The sequence below is a fragment of the Pseudoduganella sp. GW821-FHT12E03 genome (assembly GCF_058807115.1).
On the sequence record NZ_JBXAQJ010000006.1, the window covers coordinates 206,910 to 230,054 of the forward strand.

The following is a 23,145-nucleotide window of genomic DNA, read 5'->3' on the forward strand; positions in this document are numbered from 1 at the left end:
CGTCAAAAGATATTAAAAACCCGAGAAGAACTGACGTTTAGCTCGACTGTTGGTGAGGAGCCCTGTCAGCGCGTTGCTGATCGCCGCCGCCTGGGCAGTCGACACCGGCTTATTCATATCCGATGTATTGTCGACATTCCCTAACCCCACATCCCCCTTGACCGCCGTCCAGCCGGAACTGGACAGCGACGTCGGCTTACCGGTCACGGCAGTCCATCCGGGTGCAATGGCAACCGACGACGCCTGGGTCAACCGCCCCTGCGCATCCACGGTAAACGCCGCCACTGCCGTCCCGGAACCGTATGACTGTGCGGTGACGGTGGTATTGGCCAGCGCCACTGTCGGATTGCCATTGACGCCATCGCCATTGGTCACGACGATGCCCGTCCCCTGGGCCACCGCCCGTGTCACACGGCTACCCGGTCCGCTACGTGCAATCAAGCCGGTGGTATTCAAACCTGCTTCCGCCAGCAATTCGACCGACTTCGGCTGCGCATCGCTAATGGCGTAGCCTAGCAGCGTGGTCGGTTTATCCGGAATCGATGCCCAGCCCGGCGTCACCGGCGTGCTGCTCAACGATGTCACGCGGCCGGTTTCATCGATACGGACCGTCGGAATCATGGTTCCACTTCCGGTCACGCCGCTGGCCGCGCCGATATTGGCCAGGCTGATCACAGGGTCACCGTTAACGCCGTTGCCGTTTGTAACGGTGACGCCGTTACCCGGCATCAGCGTGCGTAAGACGCGAGCCCCCGTGCCATTGCGGGCAATCATGCCGGTGCCGGTCAAGTTCGACTCAGCCGTCAACTCGGCCGATTTCGGCTGCGCGTCCGTGATCCCGTAGTCATTGAGCAGCGTCGGCTTGCCCGTGATCGCAGTCCAGGACGGCGGCGTTACCGCAGCGCTGGACAACGCCGTCACGCGCCCGGTCGCATCAATCGTCACGACCGGCACCGTCGTGCCATTGCCGACCGGCCCAACAGCCGTAACGATGTTCTGCAAACCGATGGTATTGCCCGACTTTTGCAGCCCCGTGCCAGCCGTCACCTGCCCCAATCCATTGAACTGCACGAACGTCAGCGCCGTCGAACCCAGCGTAACCGCACCGTTGGTTGCCAGCACCCAGCCGGAGTTGTCGTTGACGGCGCCTTCTTCGACAAACACGTACATGCCGGACGTCACCTTGGTGCTGTGATCGGCATCGCCGGCACGGCTCCACGTGGTGCCGGTGTTGGCAATGTAAATGCCGTTCTGCGATGCGCTGGTCTGGTCTTTTACCAGTACCCGGTCGCCAGTGACCACCGTCACGCCGTCCACGGTTTTGACGCCGGTCAATGCGCCCAGGTCGCCCGTGGTGGCAAGCCGTACGGATGCCTTCATGTCCAGCCCCGACACCATGTTGTCGACTTCCGTCTTGGTGTAGACGTCGCTAAGGCCGAAGGTGTCGCGGGTGGTCGGCTTGTTTTGCAGCGTGCTCCAGTTACCCACTGGCGCCACTTCCACCACCGACTTCACACGGCCCTGCGCATCGACTTCGAAAGTGGGAATCAACGTCCCGGCCCCCCAGGAGCGCGCCGCCACGCCGGTATTGGGCAGCGACAGCGTATTGCCGGTTTTCTGCAAACCGGCACCCGCCGTCACCTGGCCCAGGCCATTGAACTGGGTAAATGCCAACGACGTCGTATTCAGTGAGATGGGCGCATTGGTCGCCAGCACCCAGCCCGAATTGTCATTGACAGCGCCTTCTTCAACGAACACATACATGCCCGGTGTCACCTTGGCGCTCTGGTCCGCATCTCCGGCGCGGCTCCAGTTGCCGGTGGTGTTGGCAAGATAGATGCCGTTCTGCGCTGCGGAGGACTGATCCTTGACCAGCACGCGGTCGCCATTTGCCACCGTCACACCATCCACGGTTTTGACACCGTTCAGCGTCCCCAGGTCCGCCGTGGTGGCCAGCCGCACGGACGCCTTCATGTCCAGCCCCGACACCATGCTGTCCACTTCCGCCTTGGTATAGGCGTTGGTGATGTTGTGCTCGGCCAAGGTGGTCGGGATGGACTTCAAATTGGCGAACGTGTGCTGGTGGCTGTCGTCGAGCACAGTGACCGGCAACGTCACATTGGCGCTGCCGTCGAAATCGATAAAGCCGGTGGCGTCGCCGGACAGCGCAATGGTGCGCGATGCCTGCAGGCGCGTCGCGGTATCGACGTTGCCGGACAACTGGCCGCTGGTGGAAATGGTCACCGTGTTGCCCGCATCATCAAACGCCAGCGCCACGTTGGCGCCGGCCTTGATGTTGAGGCGTTCATTGGTGGCCACCGTCATCTTCTGCACGGTGCCGTCACCAATGGCCAGCGTGTGCGTATGGTTGGCCGGCGCCGCGTCGCGGTTGGTGATGCTGCTCCAGTCCGGCGTGATGGTCATCGGCGTCACATTGGTCAGTTGCCCCTGCGCGTTCACCGTGAAGCTCGCCGCCTGCGTGGCCGAGCCATAGGTGCCGGTGACAACGGTGGTATTGGCCAGGGCGATCGTATTGCCATTCTTTTGCAGTCCGGTACCGGCAGTCACCTGGCCCAGGCCATTGAATTGCACGAAGCTCAGCGCCGTCGAGCCGACCGTAATGGCGCCATTGGTGGCCAGCACCCAGCCGGAGTTGTCGTTGACGGCGCCTTCTTCAACGAACACATACATGCCCGGCGTCACCTTGGCGCCGTTGTTGGCATCGCCGGCACGGCTCCAGGCGGCGCCGGTGTCGGCAATGTAAATGCCGTTCTGCGATGCGGTCGCCTGGTCTTTTACCAGTACCCGGTTGCCAGTGGCCACCGTCACGCCGTCCACGGTTTTGCTGCCGGTCAGCACGCCCAGGTCAGCCGTGGTGGCCAGCCGCACGGAGGCTTTCATATCCAGCCCCGTCACCATGCTGTCCACTTCCGCCTTGGTATAGGCATCGGTGATCTTGTGCTCAGCCAATGTGGCCGGAATCCCGGTCAGGTTGGAAAACGCATGCGCATGGCTGTCATTGGCCACCGTCACGGGAATGGTGACATTGGCGCTGCCGTCGAACACCACCGAGCCGCTGGCCGCGCCCGACAGCGACACGGTGCGCGCGGATTTCAGCGTGTCGGCGGTGGCGGCGTTGCCCGTCACGCTGGCCGGCAGCGCGGCATTCGCATCGAGCTTGAGCACCTTGCCGGCCTGCGCGGTGGCGACCGTGTTGGCAATCACGCCATCGACCAGCTGTTTCGCAGCCGTCGCAACCGCGCTCGCCTGGAACATGTCGCCATCGATGGCCGTGAGCGCATCCCGCACACGGGCCACGTCAAAGCCCAGGGCATTATCCGCGTGCGGCAGCGGATAAGCCTGGTGGGAAGTTTTTTGATCGATCATGTGTCAGTCCATGGTTACAGTACAGTCACGCGCAGGTTGCGGACACGCGGGCGCGCCGTCGGGGAGCCGGTCAGCGCCAGCTTGATGCGCAGGCGCGCTTCCATCACGTCGTTGCTGGCAAACGAAAATTCATACAGCTTGTCGTCCAGCGGTTTCGGGGTGCCCGTCAACGGCATTTCCACCCAGTTGTCGCCGGCGTCCAGGCCCTTGTAATACGCCTTGACGGTGGAGCCGGAAGGAATCACGGCGTCGAACACCACGCGCACGTCCGCGCCCAGCGCATCGGCTTCGATCGCGCGGGTCACGTAATCGGCCGACGTGGCCAGGCTGCCCGCCGCGACAAAGGTGCCGGGATGCAGCACGGCCGAATGGGTGGCGGTGGCCGACACCGCCGCGCGCACTTTCACGGCGCCCGTCACCGGCGCCGGCAGCGATACCACCTGGCCATTGCCGACACGGACCACGCGGCCGTCGGGAAACTCCAGCTGGTAGTCGCCGGTGGCGCCTTGCATCGGCGCTTCGATCAAGCCTTGCAGGCGGAATTCCGTCACGTTCACCACGGAAATCGCGCCCAGGTCCACCAGGCGGCTGTTTTCCGTGTAGCGCTGGCCGACAATGCGGAACGCCAAGTCGCGGTCCTGGTGCGGCGTCCAGGTCGAGGCGTTCGACGACGACAGCAGCACGCCCACCTGGTACGGCTGGCTGGTCACCCATTTCGCGCTGGCCGCGTCATACTTGCCCAGCTCCGCAATGCCCACCGCGGGCGCCGCTTCCTCGCTCAGCACCACGGCGGCGTATTCGACATTGGCCGACAGGTTGACCGGCGACGGGAATTCGAAACGGTTCCATGCGCCGGCCGTGATACCAGCCGCCACCAGCACCGCTTCCGCCAGCACGGTTTGGGTCGGCACTCCGAACGCGGTTTCGCGCAACTGCACGCGCACCGGCTTGGCGCCCTTGGCGGTGATGAACAAGTCCACGCCCTTGATTTGCTCCGGCTGGAGCAGCGAGAACGTTTGCGCCACCGGGTCGTAGCGGTTGATGGTGACCGTGGTCAGCCAGCGCACCACCTGGTCGGTGACAGTGCCGTCACCGACGAAGATCGCGCTGCCCCGGTTGCCCTGCGAACCGCTGGCGACGAATTCCTTGCGGCCGGCCGGCACGTTGGCGGGAATGGTGAATTTGCCGGAAATCCGGCCCTGGTTATTTGCGACAAGCGCCATCATTGCTCCTGATATGTAATAAATTCAACCCGGAATTCAAACCGGAATTCAAACCGAAACCGGCGTCACGGCAATGCCGTCAAACGTCAGTGCATTGAGCACTTCGCCCGGCGCCAGGCCATCGATCTGGAACGCCACGTCGATCTGGCGCAGGAATTCCGCCGCCTTCGCGCTGCTCGACACCACCTGTCGTTCCGTCTCGCTGGTGGTGCGGGTCAGCGCGCCGCCGCCCACCGTCATGACTTCCGTCGCGGCGCTGGTCCAGGTGGTGTTGGTGACGGTAAAACGGTCCGCCGGCGGGTCCAGTTTCACGGTGGCCGGAATCGGCTCATACGCCTGGTAAGGGTTGATCTGCATCGCGCCCGTCATGGCGCCCTGCTGCAGCACGGTGGCCGGCGTGCCGTTCAACACCAGCGGCGCGGTGATGTCGGCGGCGGGACGCAGGAACGCGGCGCTGACCGGCAGCACCAGTTCACCGCGCACAATGGCCGCGGTTTGCGCAATGCCGGCATCTCGCTGGTTATCGTTGAGGAAGGGATCGACGAACATGCCCTTCTTGGCCGCCGCATTGCGCGCATTGGCGTCCGACGCCAGGCGCTGCTGGGCGATCATGTCCGTGATGCTGTTCAGGCGCTCATTGATTTCCTCCAGGTCTTTCATCGGCACCACGCGCAAGCCATCGTTTTGCAGCGCGCGCTCCGCGCTCCAGGTCTGGCGCACCATGGCCAGCGGCAGGAACTGGTTCGGCACTGGCGGTGGCACCGGATCGAAATCGGTCGAGGTGCCCCGCACCCATTCAAACGTGCCTTCCTGCGTCAGGCACAGGCGGTCGATGCGCGGCAGTTTGACGTTGTACGATGTTTGCACCAGGGTGCCGACCACGGCGCCGGTCACGGTGTAGCCGGTCTCATCGACCGAGCTCGGCGTCACCGAAGTGATGTGGCGGAACTTTGCGGTATAGGTCGAGCCGATCGAAGGTTCCGCGCCATCCAGGCTCCAGTCGATCTTCTGGCCCGTCAATTTGAAGTCCACGCCCTGCACGTAGGTGGTGCCGCCCTGCTTCACCTCGACGATTTCCACGATCGATGGCACCTGCAGCGGGTCTTGCGAACCCAGGAAGGAACCGTGCACGATTTCCGCGGTCTTTTCCGCCGTGATGCGCACTTGCGTGATGTTTTGCACCGGCGTGCGGTCGAACGTGATGCGCTGCGCCCCGATGGTGGTCGACATCCACGGTTCCGAGTCGATGAACCGGATGTCCGGCGCCGCGCTGTAAGGCAGGCGGCGCGCAGCGGGAAGTTCGATCGGGAAACCGTTGACGCGTGCCGTGCCGGCATCGGCGCTGTATTGCTGCACGCCGTTCACGTCCGGCAGCATGGTGATGCGCATGCCGTTGACAACGTAGTCGCCGCCGGTGGAGTCGCGGTCATAGCGGGCAATCGCCTGCGACAGCGAATCGAGCTGCGGCGGCGTGGACTTCGAGCGCAGCACGCCCATGTCGGCGGTGTAGACCGGATAAAACTCGCCGACCTGGCCATCGGCCTGGCCGGCCGCCTGCCAGCCCCAGCTCGTCGCCACTTCCAGGCGGCCCGCGCCCGGTTCCTGGTAATTGCGCACTTCGGAAGCCGGATCGCGCAGCGCCGGGTCCTGCAATTCCGTCACCACGCGTTCTTGCAGGTAAATGCCGATGGAGACGGTTTTATCGACCGGGATCGTGACCTGGCTGGACGCCACGCCGCGCACGGCGCCGCGCAGGTAGACCGCACCGGCGCCGCATTTGACGGTGCCGCTGGCCTGGTTCACGTTGACCTGGGCGTCGCGGATGATGTCGCCATCCTTGAACAGCGCATCGGCCACGCCCTTCAGGCGCTGCAGCGAGGCGCTCTGGATTTCATTGAGCTCCGCCGATTGCAGCACGTAGCCGGCGCGGAACAGGTGTTTTTCATAATTGCGCGCCGGATCGTGGCGGTCGTAGTGGTGCAGCAGATTTTCAGCCATGGTGGTCCCTTAGAAGGTGATGACAAATTCAAACGTCTGGCGCACGGCCGCGTTGCGGGTAAACTTCGGCAAGCGTTCCAGCGCCAGCAACTGGCCGCGCTGCGCCAGCTCGGCCAAGGTGAAGTACTTCTGGCCCGCCGGCAGGCCGGTTTTGACCACGGTGCCGACGAACACGCCCACTTCGCGGATGTCCGATGCGGCGGCATCGGCGAAATCGAAGTTGAAGCGCAGGTACAGGTTGTTGGTGGGTTCGTTGCTGATCGAAAAACGGCCGGTCGGCACGATCACTTCACCATTCGGGTCCGGCACGCAAAACAGCGATTGCGTCAGTTCGCGGCGGCCGATTTCGCTTTGCAGCGCGGTGGCCAGCACCGGTTCCGGTTCCGGCGTCGCGTCCCATGACGGCAAGCCCGCGCCCCATGCCAGGTGCAGCGGCATGGCCTTGATCGATGCGGCGACCGCCGCGCGGCCGGAAGAAGTCAATATCGCCATAAAAAATCTCCTTGTAATGAATTAAAAAAGTGTCAGCGCTGGCGCACGCCGCCGCCCCATGGCGTGGCGTCCTGCCAGTCGGTGACGGCGTCCTGGTTCCAGGCGCCGCCCCCGGTGTAAGCCCACATCGCGGGCGCGGGATGGAAGACCGGGTCGAAGCGCGAATGCTTGCCGCGCACGAATTCCACGCCCACCTTCGGCTGCAAGGCCGGCTGCTTCGTTTCAATCGCACCGATTGAACGCAGTTCCGTGATGCCGAACGAGGCGACCGCGCCGCCGACATCGGAAAACGACATCGACGCGGCAAACAGCGTGCGGATTTCATCCACGGGACGGCGTTCGATGCGGCCGTCATAGGCCGACAGGCGGGTCTTGCCGGACAGCGTCATGAAGTCCGGCGGCTGGTGCCAGTAATCGCGCTGGAACACGGCATTGATGGCGCCGACCGCATCGCTGTCGGACAATGCGATGTTGGCGCGCCGCACATTGCGCCGCAGTGAAAGCGAATCCGGGTTGGCCAGCGCACGGCTGTTGCTGAGGGTGATCAGCTGGCCCGCCTGGATCCGGTGGTTCAGCGCCGGCGGCACGTCATACGGCGATATGGACAGGCGCGGCTGCTGCTCCACATACAGCCGGTCCATCCGGATATCCGAACGGCCCAGCGCCAGCTTGCGTCCCTTGCCGGCATCGATGCCGCAGCCACGCACGTCGCCAAACGACAATTTGACACCGTCCGACCAGACGCCGGAATCATCGGACAGCATGCCCGCGTCCATCGCCGCCGCGCCGGACAATGCCATGCGCCGCAAGTCATAGCCGTGGTACAGGCGGTACAGCCGGACGTGGGCCGGCGCCGACGCTTCCACCAGTTGGCGCACGTCGGCCAGGCGCGACGGCGCCTGCACGGTCCCCGGATCCAGCTGCAGGCGCGCGTCGCCATCCTCGACCACGGCATCGAGGCCGATCCACGACAGCGCGCGCGTCACCGCCGCCGCGCTGCCACGCTGCCGCAGCCACGGCAAGCCTTGCGCCAGCAACGCTTGCGGATCGCTGAAGTAGCGCGCGAACGGCGCCAGCCGCCATTCCGCCGCCAGCCACGGCGCCAATGCCGGCGGCGGCTGGTGGCGCGCACCGGCCGGCAAATCCGCCAGCGCATCGCAGGCGGCGCGCGAGGCCGCGTTGGCCAGCGCGGATTCGAGCGGTGTGCGGTTCAGCGGCAACAGCGCGGCGTTATGGGGCGTGTTCCGGGACGCGTTGTGCGCCGGCGCTACCATGCGATGCCTCCGTCATGGATGACGATGGCGCCAGGCGCCAGGTACTGGTGCGGTAACAGCGGCGTCGCCGGGGCCTGTGCATCACCACGGCCGCTGGTCAACGCCACGCTGGCCACGCCGTCCACATACAGGCGGCTGGACAGCCACGAATCCGGCAATTCGCGGCCCAGCTTCGCGTTGGCCGCGATCAGTTCCGGCAGCACCGTGCGCAGCAGCGCCACCAGGTCGGGCGGCGCGCCGCCGTCGCGCTGCACGGTGGCGGTCACATCGAGCGGCACCGCTTCGGCCAGCACGATGTCGAGCGGGACGCCGAGCGGCCTGGCGTCGTCCGCCATGAAAGCCTGCTGCACGGCAGCCAGCGCCGCGTCGCCATCGGCGGCATGGCCAGGCCACACCGCCAGGGTCACGCGGCCGGGCGGCGCCGGCAGCACCGCCGCATCGCGCACCAGCGGTGTGGCCGACAGCGCGGTGTGGCGGTATTGCTCGGCGGTGCCGTTGCCGGCCAGCGCGGCCGCCCGTAATTGCACGCGCAGCCGCAGCCGCTCGTCGCTTTCCACGGCGGCGCCCTGCCCTTGTGCGCCATCCGGCCCGGGCATGCGCTGCACGCCGTAAAACGCCGCCAGGTGATCGAGGTCCGTGCTGCCCGCAAAAGCCAGCAGGCTGGCGCGGGCCGCGTCGTTGATGCGGGCGCGCACCTGCAATTCACGGTAAGCGGCCAGCTCCAGCAGCTTGACCACCGGGTCCGATTCCAGCGCCGCGTTCCAGCCATCGCCCATGGCGGCGCGGAAGGCGGACAGCATGTCCTGGTATATCTGCTCGAAATCGAGCGCCTCCACCACATCGGGTGGCGGCAATTGAGTGAGATCGATAATGCTCACGTGTTCACCTCCATGATCATGGCCGTGCCCTGGAATTCGCCGCGCAGCCTGAGCGTGACCTTGCCGTCAATGACCGATTCCACGGTCACCGCCCGCAGCGCCAGGCGCGGTTCCCAGCGCCCCAGCGCACGCGCCACTTCAGCCTGCACCGCCGATTTCCAGCCCGGCGTCAGCGGCATATCCACCATGCGCGGCAACTCCGACCCATAGTCGGGCCGTTCGCGCCGGCTGCCTTGCGGCGTGGTGAGGATGTCGCGCACGCTTTGCAGCAAGTGCGCCACGCCGGCCAGCGGCTGGCCCGTGTGCCTGTCCATGCCGACGTACCCCATGGTCAGCCCGCCGCGCGGACCACCGGCACGCGCTCGAATTCGGCGTGCTGGTCCAGGTGCGCAATCAATTCCGGACTGGCGGCCGTGATATGGCCTTGCAGCACGCGGTGCACGGCGCCATTGGGCAAGACCAGCGTGCGGGATCGAAAGGCGGTGTCGCGGAAGACGACGGGGATTCGGTTTTTGGTCATGGTGCTTCCTTCAGGTAAAAATTCAGGTCAAAAAAAAGCCCGCACAGGGCGGGCATGTTCCAAAGAAATTTGGGGCCAGGCCCCGTAATGTCGATTAGTGCTTGTGGTGATTGCTGTTGCCGCCGGCATCCATGACGGTACCGGCGGCGTCGATATTGCCCTGCACGTTGGCGTTGCCGCTGACGTCCAGTTTGCCGCCGATGGCGACGTTGCCGGTGAACGCGACATCGCCCGCCTCCACTTTCAGCGACGCGCATTTCAAGGTGACCGCGCCTGCCGCTTCAATGTGCGCAGTCTGCATGCCCGCCGCGCGCAACGCGCCTGACTCCCAGTCGTACTCGAGCACGCAGCCGTCCGGCATGCGCCACGCCACTGCCTTGCGCCGCTCGTCGCCGGCGCGGCCATGCTGCGTCGTATAAAAGCCGGGCAAGACAAAGCCGCAGCCCGGGTCGCCCGACGGCGACAGCAGCAGCGCCTGCTCCCCCACGGACGGCGGGCGCCAGTGGCGCACCGCGCCCGCCCCCAGGCTCAGCCAGGGCAGCAAGGCCGAAACCCACGGCCCAACCCGCACGCGGCAGCGGGCCGCGCCATGATCAACCTGCTCGATAACGCCGGGCTGCAGCAGCAGCGCCAGGCGGCGGTCCAGTTCCGATAACGCATAATCCATGTCACGCTCCCGCCTGCCAGTAATCCGCCGTGTGGCCCGGCCCCGTATCCGGATCGAGGCCCAGCATCAGCGCCAGGCCCGTGCTGTCGGGATATGGCCAGGCGGGATCGCCCAATTCAATCTCATGCGTCCACTCCAGCAACCACGCCAGGCGGCCGGCGGGCTGGATGGCGTCCGCCGCGGCGCCCTGCAATCGGGCCGCGCCGACCGGCAAGCCCCAGTGTTCATTGGACAGCGCCAGCGCGATGCGGGCCGCCAGCCCCCGCACCTGCAACGCCGCGCCGGGCGCCGCCGCATCGGCCACGATGCGGGCCTGGAAATGCGCAAGCAAGCCGGTTTCGCCACTGCCGGGATCGCGTCCCGGCGCCAGCCGCACCAGGTCGATCAAAATGGCCGGCAACGCCAACGCGCCTTCATCGGCCGGATAGCAAAAGACCGATGGCACATCCGCCAGCCTGGCGGCCAGGCCCGTGCGTATCGCGTCGTGCAACTGATCGAGGTTCTGTAATTTGTCTGCCATGTCGGCGAATTCCCCAATAAAAAAACCCCGCGAGGCAAGGCGCCGGGCGGGGGTGTCCACAGGTGGGGCAGAAAGCAAAAAGCCCGCATTAGCGGGCTTTGGTTGCAATGACTGCGATGATGACTGAATCATATCTGCGCTGTAACACGCTCGTCAAGCACTTTTTTCAGTTTTTTCTGATATTTCTGACTTTTCTGTTTATTTAAGTGAAATCACCCACCACACCCTGTTCGCGGAAGTACGGTTCGAGGCGCTCCAGTGCCAGGTCTTCCAGTTCACGCAGGCGGCTGCGCAGCTTTTCATAGGCCCGCTTGTAAGTCATATGGCTGGCGCCGAAGTTGGCCGCCAGGTCGCGGAAACTGATTTCCATCTTTTGGTGGTTGGCATACAGCTTGCCGATCATGCAATCAATCGCGAATGGATTGACCGTCGGGAACGATGGCGCCAGCCAGTCCGACAAGCCCTTGATGGCGTCAATGCGTTCGGCGGAAAACGCAAAGCGGCGGTTGCCATCCTCATCTTCCATGTCCATGTGGCCGAAACGCGCCTGCAGCGCCCACATTTCCATGCGCGGCAGCCTGGTCTTGACCGCATGCACGATCAACGCGCACTGCGCCCGCACTTCCAGCGGGCTGAGTCCCGCGAAATTCACGCGGCGCGACGGCGCACCGCGCAACTGTTCCAGCCATGCACGCTGTTCGCTGCCCGTATTCGGCGCGCTTTCCAGCATCCGTATCAACATCTTGCGCAGCGGCGCATCCTGCGGCGCCGCCTGCCCGGTAATCATGTATGCAACATGCACGGCCTGCCCGGCACTGGTAAAAATCGCATCCTGGTTCGCCTGTTCAATCGCCATGGTCATCGTGTTGCCCTCCTTGAAATTAATTGCCATAAAGAACAATATATACGAGAATGAATAGACAAACAATACTTGAATGAATAAAAATTTGCATCAAACTATCCAACTGTGTATAGTGCAAGCATGGATATCTCTAGCCGGCTGACTGAAGCCATGAAAGCAGCGGGGTTCGAATCGCAGAGCGCGCTGGCGCGCGCTTCCGGCGTGCCGCAACCAACGATCAACCGCATCCTGAACGGGGTGGGCAAGAAAGGCCCGGAAGCGCATACGCTTGCGGCGCTGGCGGCCGCCTGTAATGTCACGTTCGAATGGCTGCACGAGGGCACAGGCCAGCGCGAGCGCAACGGCGCGCCCTCGACCCAGGCGCAGCGCTATTCGCACGTGGTGATCGCACCGGAAGATGATGACCGGTTTTATCGCATTGACAAGGTCAAGCTGCGCCTGTCGGCCGGCATCAGTGGTTTCGGCGTCGAACCGGAAACCCATGACGGCAGCACCATCAGCATTCCGCGCGACTGGGCCGACCGCAATGGCTACAACCCGGAGCGCCTGATCGGTGTCAAGGTCCGGGGCGAAAGCATGGAACCGTCGCTGCATGAAGACGACCTGGTCATCATCAATACCGCCGACACCAGGCTGGTGGACGGCATGGTGTATGCGTTCAACTATGAAGGCGAACCGGTGGTCAAACGGCTGGCGCGCGACGCCGGACAGTGGTGGCTGACTTCCGACAATCCCGACCAGCGCAAATACCACCGCAAAGTGTGCCGTGGCGCCGATTGCATTGTGATTGGCCGTGTCGTGCGCAAAGAAAGCGACCGGATTTGACCATTTGTCTCCCAATCCTTCCGTACAGAAAGTTGATTCATTTCAACTAACAACCGCACGCGCATACAACACGTTCCTCGTAATCCACCGCAATAAAGCATAGAATCAACTTAAAAGTTGTGCCCAAAATAAAGATATTTCCGTACGGGGGATCACGTGAACATTAACGCTGTGCTGGACAGATTATTGCTCTGGCAAAAATTTATTATTCTGAGCGTTATCGCTTTGGTACTGGCAGGCATTCCTGCCACGCTGTATTTGCGCGAGGCCGGCAAGACCCTCGACGCGGCGCTGGGCGAGGAAGCCGGTCTGGCCCCGACCGCCACCATCCTGCAAGTGATTCAGTTGACCCAGCAGCATCGCGGCCTGTCCGCGCTGGTGCTGGGCGGCGTCGACGCTGTCAAGGACAAACGCGACGCCAAGCAAAAGGAAGCCGACCAGGCATACGAAAAATTCGATGCCCTTGTGAAAAGTTTCAACAATAAAGCCATCGACGAAGCGTGGGCCACGCCCAAGCGCGAATGGGAAGATTTACGCAACCGCGTCAGCAACCGCAGCATCACCGTGCCGGAAAGCTATGCGGCCCACACGGCGCTGGTACCAAAACTGCTGGTGGTCAATGATCTCACCGCTGACTTGTTCGGCCTGAGCCTGGACCCGGACGTGGACAGCTACCAGTTGATCCAGTCCATGTATTATCAGCTGCCCTACCTGACGGAAGAAACGGGCAAGATGCGCGCCAAGGGCGCGGGTTTACTGGCCAAGCATGAAGCCTCGCTGGAAGACCGGCAAGTGCTGGCCGCCATCATCGGCCGCGTCAATGATCGCCTGACCCAAACCAATGCCGGCTTGAACAAGGCGTTCCGCGCCAATCCGGCCCTGCGCGAGAAGCTCGAAGCGCAATGGCAGCAAGCCTATGACATGACCAATAAGGTCATGCAACTGGCCAGCACCCAGATCGTCCGCGCCGAAACGCTGGACTTCCCCGGCACCGAATATGTGGCGCAAACCACGGCCACCATCGATGCCCAGTTTGCCGTCAACCAGGCTGCCAGCAAACAACTAGACGCCATGTTAACCGCGAAGATCGCCGACTTGCGCCAAACCCGCTGGACCATGATCGGCACCATGCTGGGCCTGATCGCACTGGCCGGCCTGCTGGCGCGCATGATCGCGCGCTCGGTCAGCGTACCGCTGCAACAGGCGGTGGAGATTTCCGAGCGCATCGCCCAAGGCGACCTGACGTCGCACATCGAGACCCGCGGCAACAGTGAAACCGCGCAATTGATGCGCTCGCTGGCGGCCATGAACGACAGCCTGGTTGACATCGTCAGCAGCGTGCGCGGCAGTATTGATACGATCGGCCACGCCTCGAACGACATTGCCAGCGGCAATGCGGACTTGTCGTCGCGCACCGAAGCGCAAGCCTCCAACCTGGAGGAAACCGCCGCGTCGATGGAACAGATTACCGCGACCGTCCGCAACAGTGCGGAGAATGCGCGCGAAGCCGACCAACTGGTCGGCAGCGCCACGGCAGTGGCGGCGCGCGGTGGCCAGGTGGTGGCGCAGGTGGTCAACACCATGGGCGCCATCAATGACAGTTCGCGCCGCATTGTCGACATCATCAGTGTGATCGACGGCATTGCCTTCCAGACCAATATCCTGGCGCTGAATGCCGCCGTGGAAGCGGCCCGCGCCGGAGAACAGGGCCGCGGCTTTGCCGTGGTGGCGTCCGAAGTGCGTTCGCTGGCGCAGCGCTCGGCCAGCGCCGCCAAGGAAATCAAGGAATTGATCAGCGATAGCGTGCAAAAAGTTGAAGCGGGCAATGCGCTGGCCAGTGACGCGGGCAAAGCCATGCATGAAGTGGTGACCAGTGTCGAACGTATCACCGGCATCATGGCGGGCATCATGCTGGCGGCGCAGGAGCAAAGTTCCGGCATCCAGCAAGTGAACCAGGCCATCACGCAAATCGATGAAATGACACAGCAAAACGCCGCGTTGGTGGAACAGGCGGCGGCCGCCTCGGAAAGCCTGAAACAGCAAGCCTCGTCATTACAGGACGCGGTCGCCATCTTTACGTTGCATGAACGCGACGCTGGTTATTCTTACGAAAGCCCGTCACAATTAACCACTCGAAAGCTTTCTCTTGTTTCAATGAGCGGAATTGCATAATCCACCGGAGATTTTGTTCGATTTAAAACAAAATCTCCGCATTGTTTGATTTAAGACAAATCAAAGCGGTTTATAAACATTTCGTCTTAATTTCCAAGCTAATTTGAATTTGTCCCTCTTGTTTTGCAAGTGCATAGTGACCTCGCTGCCACTATTCACTTACCACTATTACAAGAGGGAATCATGCCTGCCTTACCTCGCCTCACCTTGCTGGCACTTGCCTGCGCCGCCACCGCCGCCGCGTTTGCCTCCGAAGCAGACCACCGCGAATTCGAAGCCACCCTGCACGCGCCCTACCGCACGCAAGCGCCCGCCAATGCGGCCGACCGCGACGCGCGCAGCTTTACCCTGGCGTTCAGCTATCCGCACGTGCAACAGGCGCAAGCCGTGCACTGGCAACTCGAATTGATCACACCCAACGGCGACGTGCTGCAACGGTGGTACGGCGTCGAAGCCCTGCATAAAGGCACGGTGCAAGTGAAAGTGGACTGGGATGGCCGCAGCGGCCGCGCCAGCCTGGCCGACGGCATTTACCAGGTGCGCCTGCGCGCGGTCTCGCTCGACGCGGCCGGCAGCCCGGCCGGCGTGGCGGACGTGGCCGTGCCGCAGGCGCTGGCCCGTCTTGACGCGGAAGTGCATGAACAGGAATGGGAACTGGCGCTCGGCCAGGCCCAGGCGCCCGTGATGCCGGCCTTTAACGCCATGCCGGCCGGCGCCAACAGCGCGGCCAAAGCCGCCAAGCAAGCCAAGGAAGCCCGGGAGTCCGGCAAGGAAGCGTCCGGCGCGGAAGGCGCCCAGCAGCGCATGCGCCAGGGCGCCGTCGCGGCCACCGCGTCCCTGCCTTACACGGTTTATTACGGCAACATGCACAGCCAGACCAACCACAGCGATGGCGGCGGCGCACTGGGTTCCTGCACCGGCGCCCAGGCGCCGCAAAGCGCCGCGTTCGGCCCGGCCGATGCGTATGCCTACGCCAAGGGCCGTGGCCTGGACTTCCTGATGACGTCCGAGCACAACCACATGTATGACGGCTCCGACAGCACCAACACCTCGGCCAACCCGGCCACCGCCAAGGCGCTGTACCAGTCCGGCCTGTCGGCGGCGGCCAACTACAACGCGGCCAATCCCAGCTTCCTCGGCATTTATGGCATGGAGTGGGGTGTCATCAACAATGGCGGCCACCTGAACATCCTGAACGCCGATGAACTGGTTGGCTGGGAACTCAACAGCAGCGGCCAGGTGCTGGCCGACACGCTGATCGCGAAAAACGATTACGCCTCGCTGTACACCTTGATGCGCCAGCGCGGCTGGCTGGGCCAGTTCAACCACCCGGAAACCAGCGGCCAGTTCCTCGTCAACGGCACCGCGCTCGGCTACAGCGCCGACGGCGACCAGGCCATGGCGCTGTGCGAAGTGTTGAATACCTCGGCGTTTTCCACCAACACCACGGAAACCGAAACCGGCCGCAGCACCTATGAAAGCGCTTGCAAGAAAGCGCTGGAAATGGGCTTCCACGTGGCGTTTTCCACCAACCAGGATAACCACTGCGCGAACTGGGGCGCGTCGTACACCAACCGCACCGGCGTGCTGATCCCGACCGGCACGGCGCTGACGCAAGCCAGCTTCATGGATGCGATCCGCGCCCGCCGCGTGTTCGCCACCATGGATAAATCCTCGCAGCTGGTGCTGACCGCCAATGGCCACGTGATGGGTGAGCGCTTCACGAATAATGGCGCCCTGACCCTGACCGCGAACTTCGCCAGCAGCAGCGGCAAGACCGCGTCCACCGTGCAAATCTTTGAAGGCGTGCCGGGCCGCAATGGCACCGTGACGCAACTGGCTTCCACCGCCAGCGCCACCATCACGCCGGCCAATGGCGAGCATTTCTACTACGCGAAAATCACGCAAAACGATGGCAACATCCTGTGGTCGGCGCCGGTCTGGGTGACCCAGGCCAGTGGCGGCCCGTCCGACACGGTGGCGCCGCAGGTTTCCGCGTCGTCGTCCGGCACGAGCGGCACGATCACCTTGGGCGCCAACGCCAGCGACAACGTCGGCGTGACCAATGTGGAATTCTACGTGGACGGCGCGCTGAAAGGCAGCGACAGCACCGCGCCCTATTCGCTGCCCTTGAATTCCACCACCCTGGCCAACGGCAGCCACACGCTGACCGCCAAAGCCTATGATGCCGCCGGCAACAGCATGACCTCGGCCGGCGTGGCATTCAGCGTCAACAACGTGACGGCGCAGCAATTGATCACCAATGGCGGCTTTGAATCCGGCAGCGCGTCGTGGAGCGCCACCAGCGGCGTGATCACCAACGACGCCAGCCAGGCGGCGCGCACCGGCAGCTATAAAGCCTGGCTGAACGGCTACGGCTCGGCCCACACCGATACGCTGTACCAGCAAGTGGCGATTCCATCCGGCGCCAGCAGCGCCAGCCTGTCGTTCTGGCTGAAAGTAGCGTCCGATGAAACCACCACCACGCAAGCGTACGACACCCTGAAAGTGCAAGTGCGCAATACCAGCGGCACGGTGCTGGCAACCCTGGCCACCTATTCAAACCTGAACAAGGGCAGCAGCTACGTGCAGCGCACCTTCAACCTTGATGCGTACAAGGGCCAGACGGTGCGGATTTACTTTGAAGGGATTGAGGGTTCAACGGTGCAGACGTCGTTCGTGATTGATGATGTGACGGTGAACGTGCAGTAAGAGCACGAAGCGGGGGCCCGCCTGCGGCTCCCGCTACAATTCGTTCTTCAACCCTTCCTTGCGCACGAACGACACTTCCAGGCCGAACACGGCGCCAATCTGGTTCAGCGTATTGATGGTCGGGTTGGCTATACCCCGTTCGATTTCCTTGATCACTTTGATGCTGACGCCCCGGTGCTCGGCAAACTCGGCCTGCGTCAGCCCGGACAGCGCGCGCATGCGCCGGACGGCATCGCGCAAGGTGACTTCCCCGCGTTGAATCGCGTCATACAGGGCCACCCGCTGAGCGCGCAGCGCTTCCCGGTCTGGCGGGTTGCGGCGTTTATCCATGGTCCGCTCGCAGTCCCGTGTAAATCTCCAGGTGACATTCCAATTTAGCACCTATAGGTATCTAATTTAAATGAATCTTCATACATATAGACACCTGAAGGTATCTAAAAACAAAATAGCGGTCAACCGCCATCCCAACAATTGCCCGAAGTCATTCCCTATTAATAAGTGCCTGATGGCAATGAAATTTGTGACATAATCACGTCTATATACTCAGCATCACCCCGCAGCAGGAATTTCATGTCTCACAGTTACGACCCCGCCGAATTGCTGGAATTGCTGGACTGGCAAGTCCAGACCAGCCTACGTCACATTGTTGGCACCATCATCATTGGCATTCTCGCAGGATGCCTGGTGGTATTTGGCGAACACAGCCTGGAACGCGCGCGCCCATTGTTTTCCGTGATCGACCAGAATTACGGCATGTGGCAAAACGGTTTTGGCTTCGTGACGATCCTGATTGCTTTCGTGTGGGTGGCCGCCATGCTGCAAAAACTCAGCCTGTACCAGGATTGCGTGCGCAAGCGGCAAGTCCAGCAGCGCGTGGTCGACCAGCACCGCGCCAGAGCAGAGGCGGCGCAGGAACGCCGCCGCCAGCGGGAACAGGAACAGGCGGAGCGTGAGGCGAAAGCCAATGTGCCGGTGCTGGCCGGTGGCGCGCTGCGCAAGCGCGGCGAAGGCCGCTTCGACTACTGATTCAACGCTTGCTTATTTCTTGCTGGCCGCGCCAAAAATAAAACTCAGCGCGGCGGTAATCAAGCCAATCAACCCTTTGCGGGTTTCCGCCAGTTCCGCATTCCCCGGGAAAAACAAGGTCACGAACACGCCAATCAGCGATACGCCCACCACGGCGCCCGCGATATTGGTCGAGGCCGCGCTGTTGGAACCAAAGAAACGGCCCAATACGCCCAGGTTCTGGCGGTTTTGCTCCAGCTGGAAAGTGGCGCTCGAGCGCCGATAGAAATCCGCTTCTTCCTGGGCCGTGACGTTGGCCGACGACGGCTGCATCGGCTCGGCGCTGGCATCGATGGTCGCGGACGCAATCGAAGGCGCCGCGCCCGGCGCTTCGGCCGGTGCTTGCTGGGTCGGGATCGTCAAGACTGGTGGGTCCTTTGCTGGGCGGTGTCGGCAGCCTGTTTGAAATGGCGCGCGATGGTCTCGAACGGTATCCCGGCATTGCGCACGCCGGCCGCGGCTTTCCAGGTCAGGTCCCACGGGCTGCCCAGCGCGTGCGTCATTTCCGACAGGCGGATGCCGGTGAACTGGCCGTATTGTTTCCAGACATTGTCGAGGAACTGGCGCAATTCCGTGTCCGCCGGCGCCGGCACTTCCCGGCCCTCTTCGCTGGCCTTGCTGTCGATTTCCGCGCTGCCGTAGCGCTTGAATTCATGGTACAGCGACGGGATCACGGGACCATACGGCCACGCTTCCACCGCTTCATCGATCAGCGGCTGCCCGGTATAGCCGGCGTACCAGCCGTTCGCGTAGTACACCAGCTTTTGCAGCTTCATGGGCGTCATGGCCTGCCCGCTGGCCTGGGCCAGATCGAGGAAGTAATTCGCAATGGCTTTGGGACTGTGCAACATGGCGTGTTTTCCGGTGTGGGTTGACTGACAGTTTAACACTGGGTGCCCATACAGCCAAATACAAGCGCGCGTGTACGGCGCGCGGCGTGCTAGACTGGCATAACCACTCTTTGCATGGGAGGATCTGATGGCTGCAGCACACGACACTTATACCCGCCGGCAAGGCCTGCGGAAAACCTACGACGTGGATTTCACCAGCATGCGTTACACCATCTCGCTGGAGGGCAAACAGCTCAAGCAAGTCGAGCTGCCGCTGGAGATGCTGGCTGCCTGCGGAGGCGAAGCCAGCTGGAAGATGGCGGTGGCGGATATTGAGAATTTGCGGGGGATGACGGAGCATTGAGGCTGGCGTGGTTGGCCGGTGATGAGGGCAGCTTGGCTGCCCTTTTTTCATGCCGAAATCTCGCCAATACTTACAAGCTCATCCCCACCCACAGCGACACCCAAGGCTTTGAAGCAGTTGGGTCAGCGGCTTTATCGGTCTTACTTAAAAAATCTTTACCGTACACCATCCCGGCGCTGAACTGGCTATCCTTAATGGTGGTAATTGTTACGCCAACCGCGCTGGAAAATGCAGCTTTGGTTTCTGTCGCTTTACTGACCGGATCTGTGATTGGCACCATACCGAGTCCAGCTGAAACTATCGGCATAATTTCAAATCCCAGGAATTGGAGCATGCTATGGCGGACGCCCATATACGGTGCCGCGGACACTGAGCTTACAAGCTTCTTATCGCTGCCAAGCCGGAATTTAAAGGGCACCAAAAGTGCGCCATATGCAATTCCTGTCGTTTTGGACTGTATCGCAGCGTATGAATCATTGGGAATCTTGTAGACAGATCCTTCATGTGTGCGTAGTACATTGCCTCCACATGTATCTTGGCTAAGCGGTTCCATAACGTCAAAGAATTTAACGATTGTATCCGCACCAACAATGCTCACAACCGTGAACCTGGAGCCTTTTCCAGCACAGCGCACTGATTGGTCGACACCTGGTGCTGTTGACGTCGGTACAAAGCCATAGACATCGGTTGTCAGCCTTAATAAATCGCCAGCCTGCTTTCCTGTACTTGATACATAATCAGCGGCGTGCGATGCATTTGCTGCAACAAGAAAACTAGCCGCCAGTGCTGCATTTTTAAAAATTGTAATTAAAGATGTTTCTTTCACCATTTCCATTCCCTAGTTTTTCTACCAGAATCCGTCTGGTGCGGATATTTGCGCAGAAAATTTTATGGTGAAATTTTCAATAAATCAATTTATTTTTTGTTAATAATTGTTTTTTGAATTTATAAATATAAATATGCTAGTTACACATCAAATGAGTGCATTGGGGAAAATTGAGAATTTCACTGGCGACTTGGCTGTTTGCGGGTCGCTTCGCTCCCGCTCGCCACAGACTACTGCAGATCAGTCAGAGGATTCGAAGAGGTACGCGCTAATACGCGCGAGACCTTCGAATCTCACTCGCAAGGCGCGCAGGCGCCTTGCGAGTTTCTGCCAAGAAATAAAAAAAGCCGCTTCAGGCGGCTTGTTTTATTTCTTGGCGGAAACGGTGAGATTCGAACTCACGAACGGTATCACCCGTCGACAGTTTTCAAGACTGTTGCCTTCAACCACTCGGCCACGTTTCCATATGTCGTTAAGACCGCAGCATTATACAGGGACTTGCACCGGCGTCCAGTTCTCCCGCAGTGCTTTCTCAAATTCCGCCGCCGGCAGCGGTTTCGAGAACAGGTAGCCCTGCACCTCATCGCACCCCGACGTCTTCAAAAACGCGAGCTGCTCGACGGTTTCCACCCCTTCGGCAATCACCTTGTGCTTCAACTGCTGGGCGATGGAGATAATGGTGCTGGCGATCGCGCAGTCATTGGTGTCGGACGGGATGCCCATGGTGAACGAGCGGTCGATCTTCAGGGTGTCGATCGGGAAGCGCTTCAGGTAGGACAGGCTGGAATAACCGGTGCCGAAATCGTCCAGCGACAGGGTCACGCCCAGCGCTGTGATGCGGTCCATGATGCCGATCACGCGGTCGATGTTGTGCATCAGGGTGCTTTCCGTGATTTCCAGCTCCAGCCATGACGGCTCCAGGCCATAGCGCTTCAGGGTTTCCATCACGCGCCCCGGCAAAGCCGAGGTGAATTCACGGGCCGAGACGTTCACGGCCAGCCGCACCGGCGGCAAGCCGGCTTCCTTCCACGCCTGTGCCTGCGCGCAAGCGGTTTCCAGGACCCATTCGCCTACCTGCACCACCAGGCCCGTGGCTTCGGCCAGCGGAATGAATTCCGCCGGCGGCACCAGGCCGCGCTCCGGATGGCGCCAGCGCACCAGCGCTTCGGCGCCGATGATCTGGCTGCTGGCGATGGAGAACTTCGGCTGGTAATGCAATTCCAGCTGGCCGTTGCCCAGCGCCTGGCGCAGGCCCGATTCGATGCGCATGCGTTCCTGCATGCCCTGGTTCATGTCGCGGCTGTAGAACGCCACGTGTTCGCCCTCGGCATCACCCTCCTGCTGCTTGGCGCGGTACATCGCGATGTCGGCCAGGCGCAGCAGGGTTTCCGCGTCGCTGCCGTCTTGCGGATAGACGCTGATGCCGATGCTGGCGCCCACGCGCAAATCGTGGCCGTCGATGTAGAACGGCTCGACCAGGGTGGCGATCAGCTTTTGCGCCACGGTGGACGCTTCGTAATGCTGGTGGATGTCGAACAGGCCGACCGCGAATTCGTCGCCGCCCAGGCGCGCCACCAGGTCCTGGTCGCGCAGCGCCAGGCGGAAGCGCTGCGCCACTTCGCGCAGCAGTTCATCGCCGATGCGGCGGCCCAGGGTGTCGTTGATGACCTTGAATCGGTTCAAGTCGATGAACAGCACACAGCCCTGTGCGCGGTTGCGCTGCGCCACCGTCAGCGCCTGGTCGACCAGCTTGGTCAGCAGGGTGCGGTTCGGCAGGTTGGTCAGCGCGTCGTAATACGCCAGGTGGTGGATGCGTTCTTCCGCCGTCTTGCGTTCCGTGATGTCGGTGAGATAGGCAATCAGGCCTGATGGGCGGTCGTCGCGGTCGTGCAGGGTGGATAGCGACAAGCTGGCCCAAAAGACCTCACCGGACTTCTTTTTGCGGCGCACCTCCATCAGGCGGCCGCCGTGTTCCAGGAAGGCGTCATTGAAACCGGCGTCTTCATCGTCATACAGGAACAGGATGTTGCGCCCCACCGCTTCCACCGAACTGTAGCCGAACAGGCGTTCGGCGCCCTTGTTCCAGCTGGTGATAAAGCCGCTCAAATCCATGGTCAGCACCGATTCGTGGATCTGGTCCAGGATTTGCGACTGGTGCTGCAACTGCGCTTCCACCTGCACATAGGCATGGGTGCTGCGCTGCGCCAGCGAATGCACTTGCAGCACGCTGGCGGCCAGGCCGGCCAGGCTGGCCAGGTGCTGGCGCTCGAGATCGGAAAACTGGGCGCGGCCGCCCACTTCAAACATGCCGAAATACTGGTCTTCGAACTGGATTTCCTGCACCAGACTGCCGTCGAACGGCGGCGGCGCGTCCGCGCCGGGCGGCACAAAGCGGCCATCGGCGGCATTGGTCACGCTGCGGGCGATCCGGCCCAGTTCTTCATCCAGGGCGGCGCCGCGCAAGCGCAGCACCGCGTCGCATAATGCGGCGCTGCTGCCCAGGAAGTCGGAAACCGGATGCGCCGCCATA

21 protein-coding genes and 1 tRNA gene are annotated in these 23,145 nt (G+C 62.2%); 5 read left to right on the top strand and 17 right to left on the bottom strand.

What is annotated here, in order from left to right:
- Positions 1 to 12: 12 nt before the first annotated feature.
- The 11 genes from AC1RRC_RS17070 to AC1RRC_RS17120 form a co-directional block, all read right to left on the bottom strand.
- Positions 13 to 3,387, bottom strand: a complete 3,375-nt coding sequence (locus AC1RRC_RS17070; RefSeq protein ID WP_493056712.1) for a beta strand repeat-containing protein — start codon at positions 3,385 to 3,387, stop codon at positions 13 to 15.
- 14 nt (positions 3,388 to 3,401) lie between these two features.
- On the bottom strand, positions 3,402 to 4,610 hold the full coding sequence (locus AC1RRC_RS17075; RefSeq protein WP_493056713.1) for a hypothetical protein: 1,209 nt from the start codon (positions 4,608 to 4,610) through the stop codon (positions 3,402 to 3,404).
- Between the two features lie 48 nt (positions 4,611 to 4,658).
- Positions 4,659 to 6,608, bottom strand: a complete 1,950-nt coding sequence (locus AC1RRC_RS17080; RefSeq protein WP_493056714.1) for a DUF4815 domain-containing protein — start codon at positions 6,606 to 6,608, stop codon at positions 4,659 to 4,661.
- Positions 6,609 to 6,617: 9 nt separating this feature from the next.
- Positions 6,618 to 7,100: a BW3TFN family phage tail fiber component gene (locus AC1RRC_RS17085; protein WP_493056715.1), complete on the bottom strand. Its 483-nt coding sequence runs from the start codon at positions 7,098 to 7,100 to the stop codon at positions 6,618 to 6,620.
- Between the two features lie 32 nt (positions 7,101 to 7,132).
- The gene (locus tag AC1RRC_RS17090; protein WP_493056716.1) at positions 7,133 to 8,374 is read right to left on the bottom strand and encodes a phage tail protein; all 1,242 of its coding nucleotides are present in this window, start codon (positions 8,372 to 8,374) and stop codon (positions 7,133 to 7,135) included.
- The gene (locus tag AC1RRC_RS17095) at positions 8,368 to 9,252 is read right to left on the bottom strand and encodes a baseplate assembly protein (protein WP_493056717.1); all 885 of its coding nucleotides are present in this window, start codon (positions 9,250 to 9,252) and stop codon (positions 8,368 to 8,370) included. Before AC1RRC_RS17095 ends, AC1RRC_RS17090 begins: the two co-directional genes overlap by 7 nt.
- Complete coding sequence (locus tag AC1RRC_RS17100) at positions 9,249 to 9,566, bottom strand: GPW/gp25 family protein (protein ID WP_493056718.1); 318 nt, start codon at positions 9,564 to 9,566, stop codon at positions 9,249 to 9,251. The genes AC1RRC_RS17095 and AC1RRC_RS17100 overlap by 4 nt, the downstream gene beginning before the upstream one ends.
- 17 nt (positions 9,567 to 9,583) lie before the next feature.
- Positions 9,584 to 9,772, bottom strand: a complete 189-nt coding sequence (locus AC1RRC_RS17105) for a hypothetical protein (protein ID WP_493056719.1) — start codon at positions 9,770 to 9,772, stop codon at positions 9,584 to 9,586.
- 94 nt (positions 9,773 to 9,866) lie between these two features.
- Positions 9,867 to 10,439, bottom strand: a complete 573-nt coding sequence (locus tag AC1RRC_RS17110; RefSeq protein WP_493056720.1) for a phage baseplate assembly protein V — start codon at positions 10,437 to 10,439, stop codon at positions 9,867 to 9,869.
- Between the two features lies 1 nt (position 10,440).
- Positions 10,441 to 10,959, bottom strand: a complete 519-nt coding sequence (locus tag AC1RRC_RS17115; protein WP_493056721.1) for a hypothetical protein — start codon at positions 10,957 to 10,959, stop codon at positions 10,441 to 10,443.
- Positions 10,960 to 11,161: 202 nt separating this feature from the next.
- Entirely contained in the window at positions 11,162 to 11,821 is a 660-nt protein-coding gene (locus AC1RRC_RS17120; protein WP_493056722.1) for a hypothetical protein, read from the bottom strand.
- Positions 11,822 to 11,941: 120 nt separating this feature from the next.
- Between AC1RRC_RS17120 and AC1RRC_RS17125 the strand changes: the two genes are divergently transcribed.
- The 3 genes from AC1RRC_RS17125 (at position 11,942) to AC1RRC_RS17135 (ending at position 17,530) form a co-directional block, all read left to right on the top strand.
- Complete coding sequence (locus AC1RRC_RS17125; RefSeq protein WP_493056723.1) at positions 11,942 to 12,646, top strand: XRE family transcriptional regulator; 705 nt, start codon at positions 11,942 to 11,944, stop codon at positions 12,644 to 12,646.
- 186 nt (positions 12,647 to 12,832) lie between these two features.
- On the top strand, positions 12,833 to 14,818 hold the full coding sequence (locus AC1RRC_RS17130) for a methyl-accepting chemotaxis protein (protein WP_493056724.1): 1,986 nt from the start codon (positions 12,833 to 12,835) through the stop codon (positions 14,816 to 14,818).
- A 183-nt stretch (positions 14,819 to 15,001) separates the two neighbouring features.
- A complete protein-coding gene (locus tag AC1RRC_RS17135; RefSeq protein ID WP_493056725.1) occupies positions 15,002 to 17,530 on the top strand; it encodes a CehA/McbA family metallohydrolase in 2,529 nt (842 codons plus the stop codon).
- A 33-nt stretch (positions 17,531 to 17,563) separates the two neighbouring features.
- Here AC1RRC_RS17135 and AC1RRC_RS17140 read toward each other — a convergent pair whose 3' ends face one another.
- Positions 17,564 to 17,860, bottom strand: a complete 297-nt coding sequence (locus AC1RRC_RS17140) for a helix-turn-helix domain-containing protein (RefSeq protein WP_493056726.1) — start codon at positions 17,858 to 17,860, stop codon at positions 17,564 to 17,566.
- A 240-nt stretch (positions 17,861 to 18,100) separates the two neighbouring features.
- Here AC1RRC_RS17140 and AC1RRC_RS17145 point away from each other — a divergent pair, with 240 nt between their 5' ends.
- Positions 18,101 to 18,556, top strand: a complete 456-nt coding sequence (locus AC1RRC_RS17145; protein ID WP_493056727.1) for a hypothetical protein — start codon at positions 18,101 to 18,103, stop codon at positions 18,554 to 18,556.
- Between the two features lie 12 nt (positions 18,557 to 18,568).
- On the opposite strand, the gene AC1RRC_RS17150 is transcribed toward AC1RRC_RS17145, so the two are convergent.
- Positions 18,569 to 18,958, bottom strand: coding sequence for a hypothetical protein (locus AC1RRC_RS17150; RefSeq protein ID WP_493056728.1), 390 nt, complete (start codon positions 18,956 to 18,958; stop codon positions 18,569 to 18,571).
- Entirely contained in the window at positions 18,955 to 19,446 is a 492-nt protein-coding gene (locus tag AC1RRC_RS17155) for a Panacea domain-containing protein (RefSeq protein ID WP_493056729.1), read from the bottom strand. Before AC1RRC_RS17155 ends, AC1RRC_RS17150 begins: the two co-directional genes overlap by 4 nt.
- A 127-nt stretch (positions 19,447 to 19,573) precedes the next feature.
- Here AC1RRC_RS17155 and AC1RRC_RS17160 point away from each other — a divergent pair, with 127 nt between their 5' ends.
- A complete protein-coding gene (locus AC1RRC_RS17160) occupies positions 19,574 to 19,789 on the top strand; it encodes a hypothetical protein (protein ID WP_493056730.1) in 216 nt (71 codons plus the stop codon).
- Between the two features lie 70 nt (positions 19,790 to 19,859).
- Here AC1RRC_RS17160 and AC1RRC_RS17165 read toward each other — a convergent pair whose 3' ends face one another.
- The 3 genes from AC1RRC_RS17165 to AC1RRC_RS17175 form a co-directional block, all read right to left on the bottom strand.
- Positions 19,860 to 20,624 (bottom strand): hypothetical protein, encoded by a 765-nt coding sequence (locus AC1RRC_RS17165; protein ID WP_493056731.1) that lies wholly within the window; start codon positions 20,622 to 20,624, stop codon positions 19,860 to 19,862.
- A 365-nt stretch (positions 20,625 to 20,989) separates the two neighbouring features.
- Positions 20,990 to 21,079 (bottom strand) — tRNA-Ser (locus tag AC1RRC_RS17170).
- A 22-nt stretch (positions 21,080 to 21,101) separates the two neighbouring features.
- Entirely contained in the window at positions 21,102 to 23,144 is a 2,043-nt protein-coding gene (locus AC1RRC_RS17175; RefSeq protein WP_493056732.1) for a putative bifunctional diguanylate cyclase/phosphodiesterase, read from the bottom strand.
- Position 23,145: the final 1 nt, after the last annotated feature.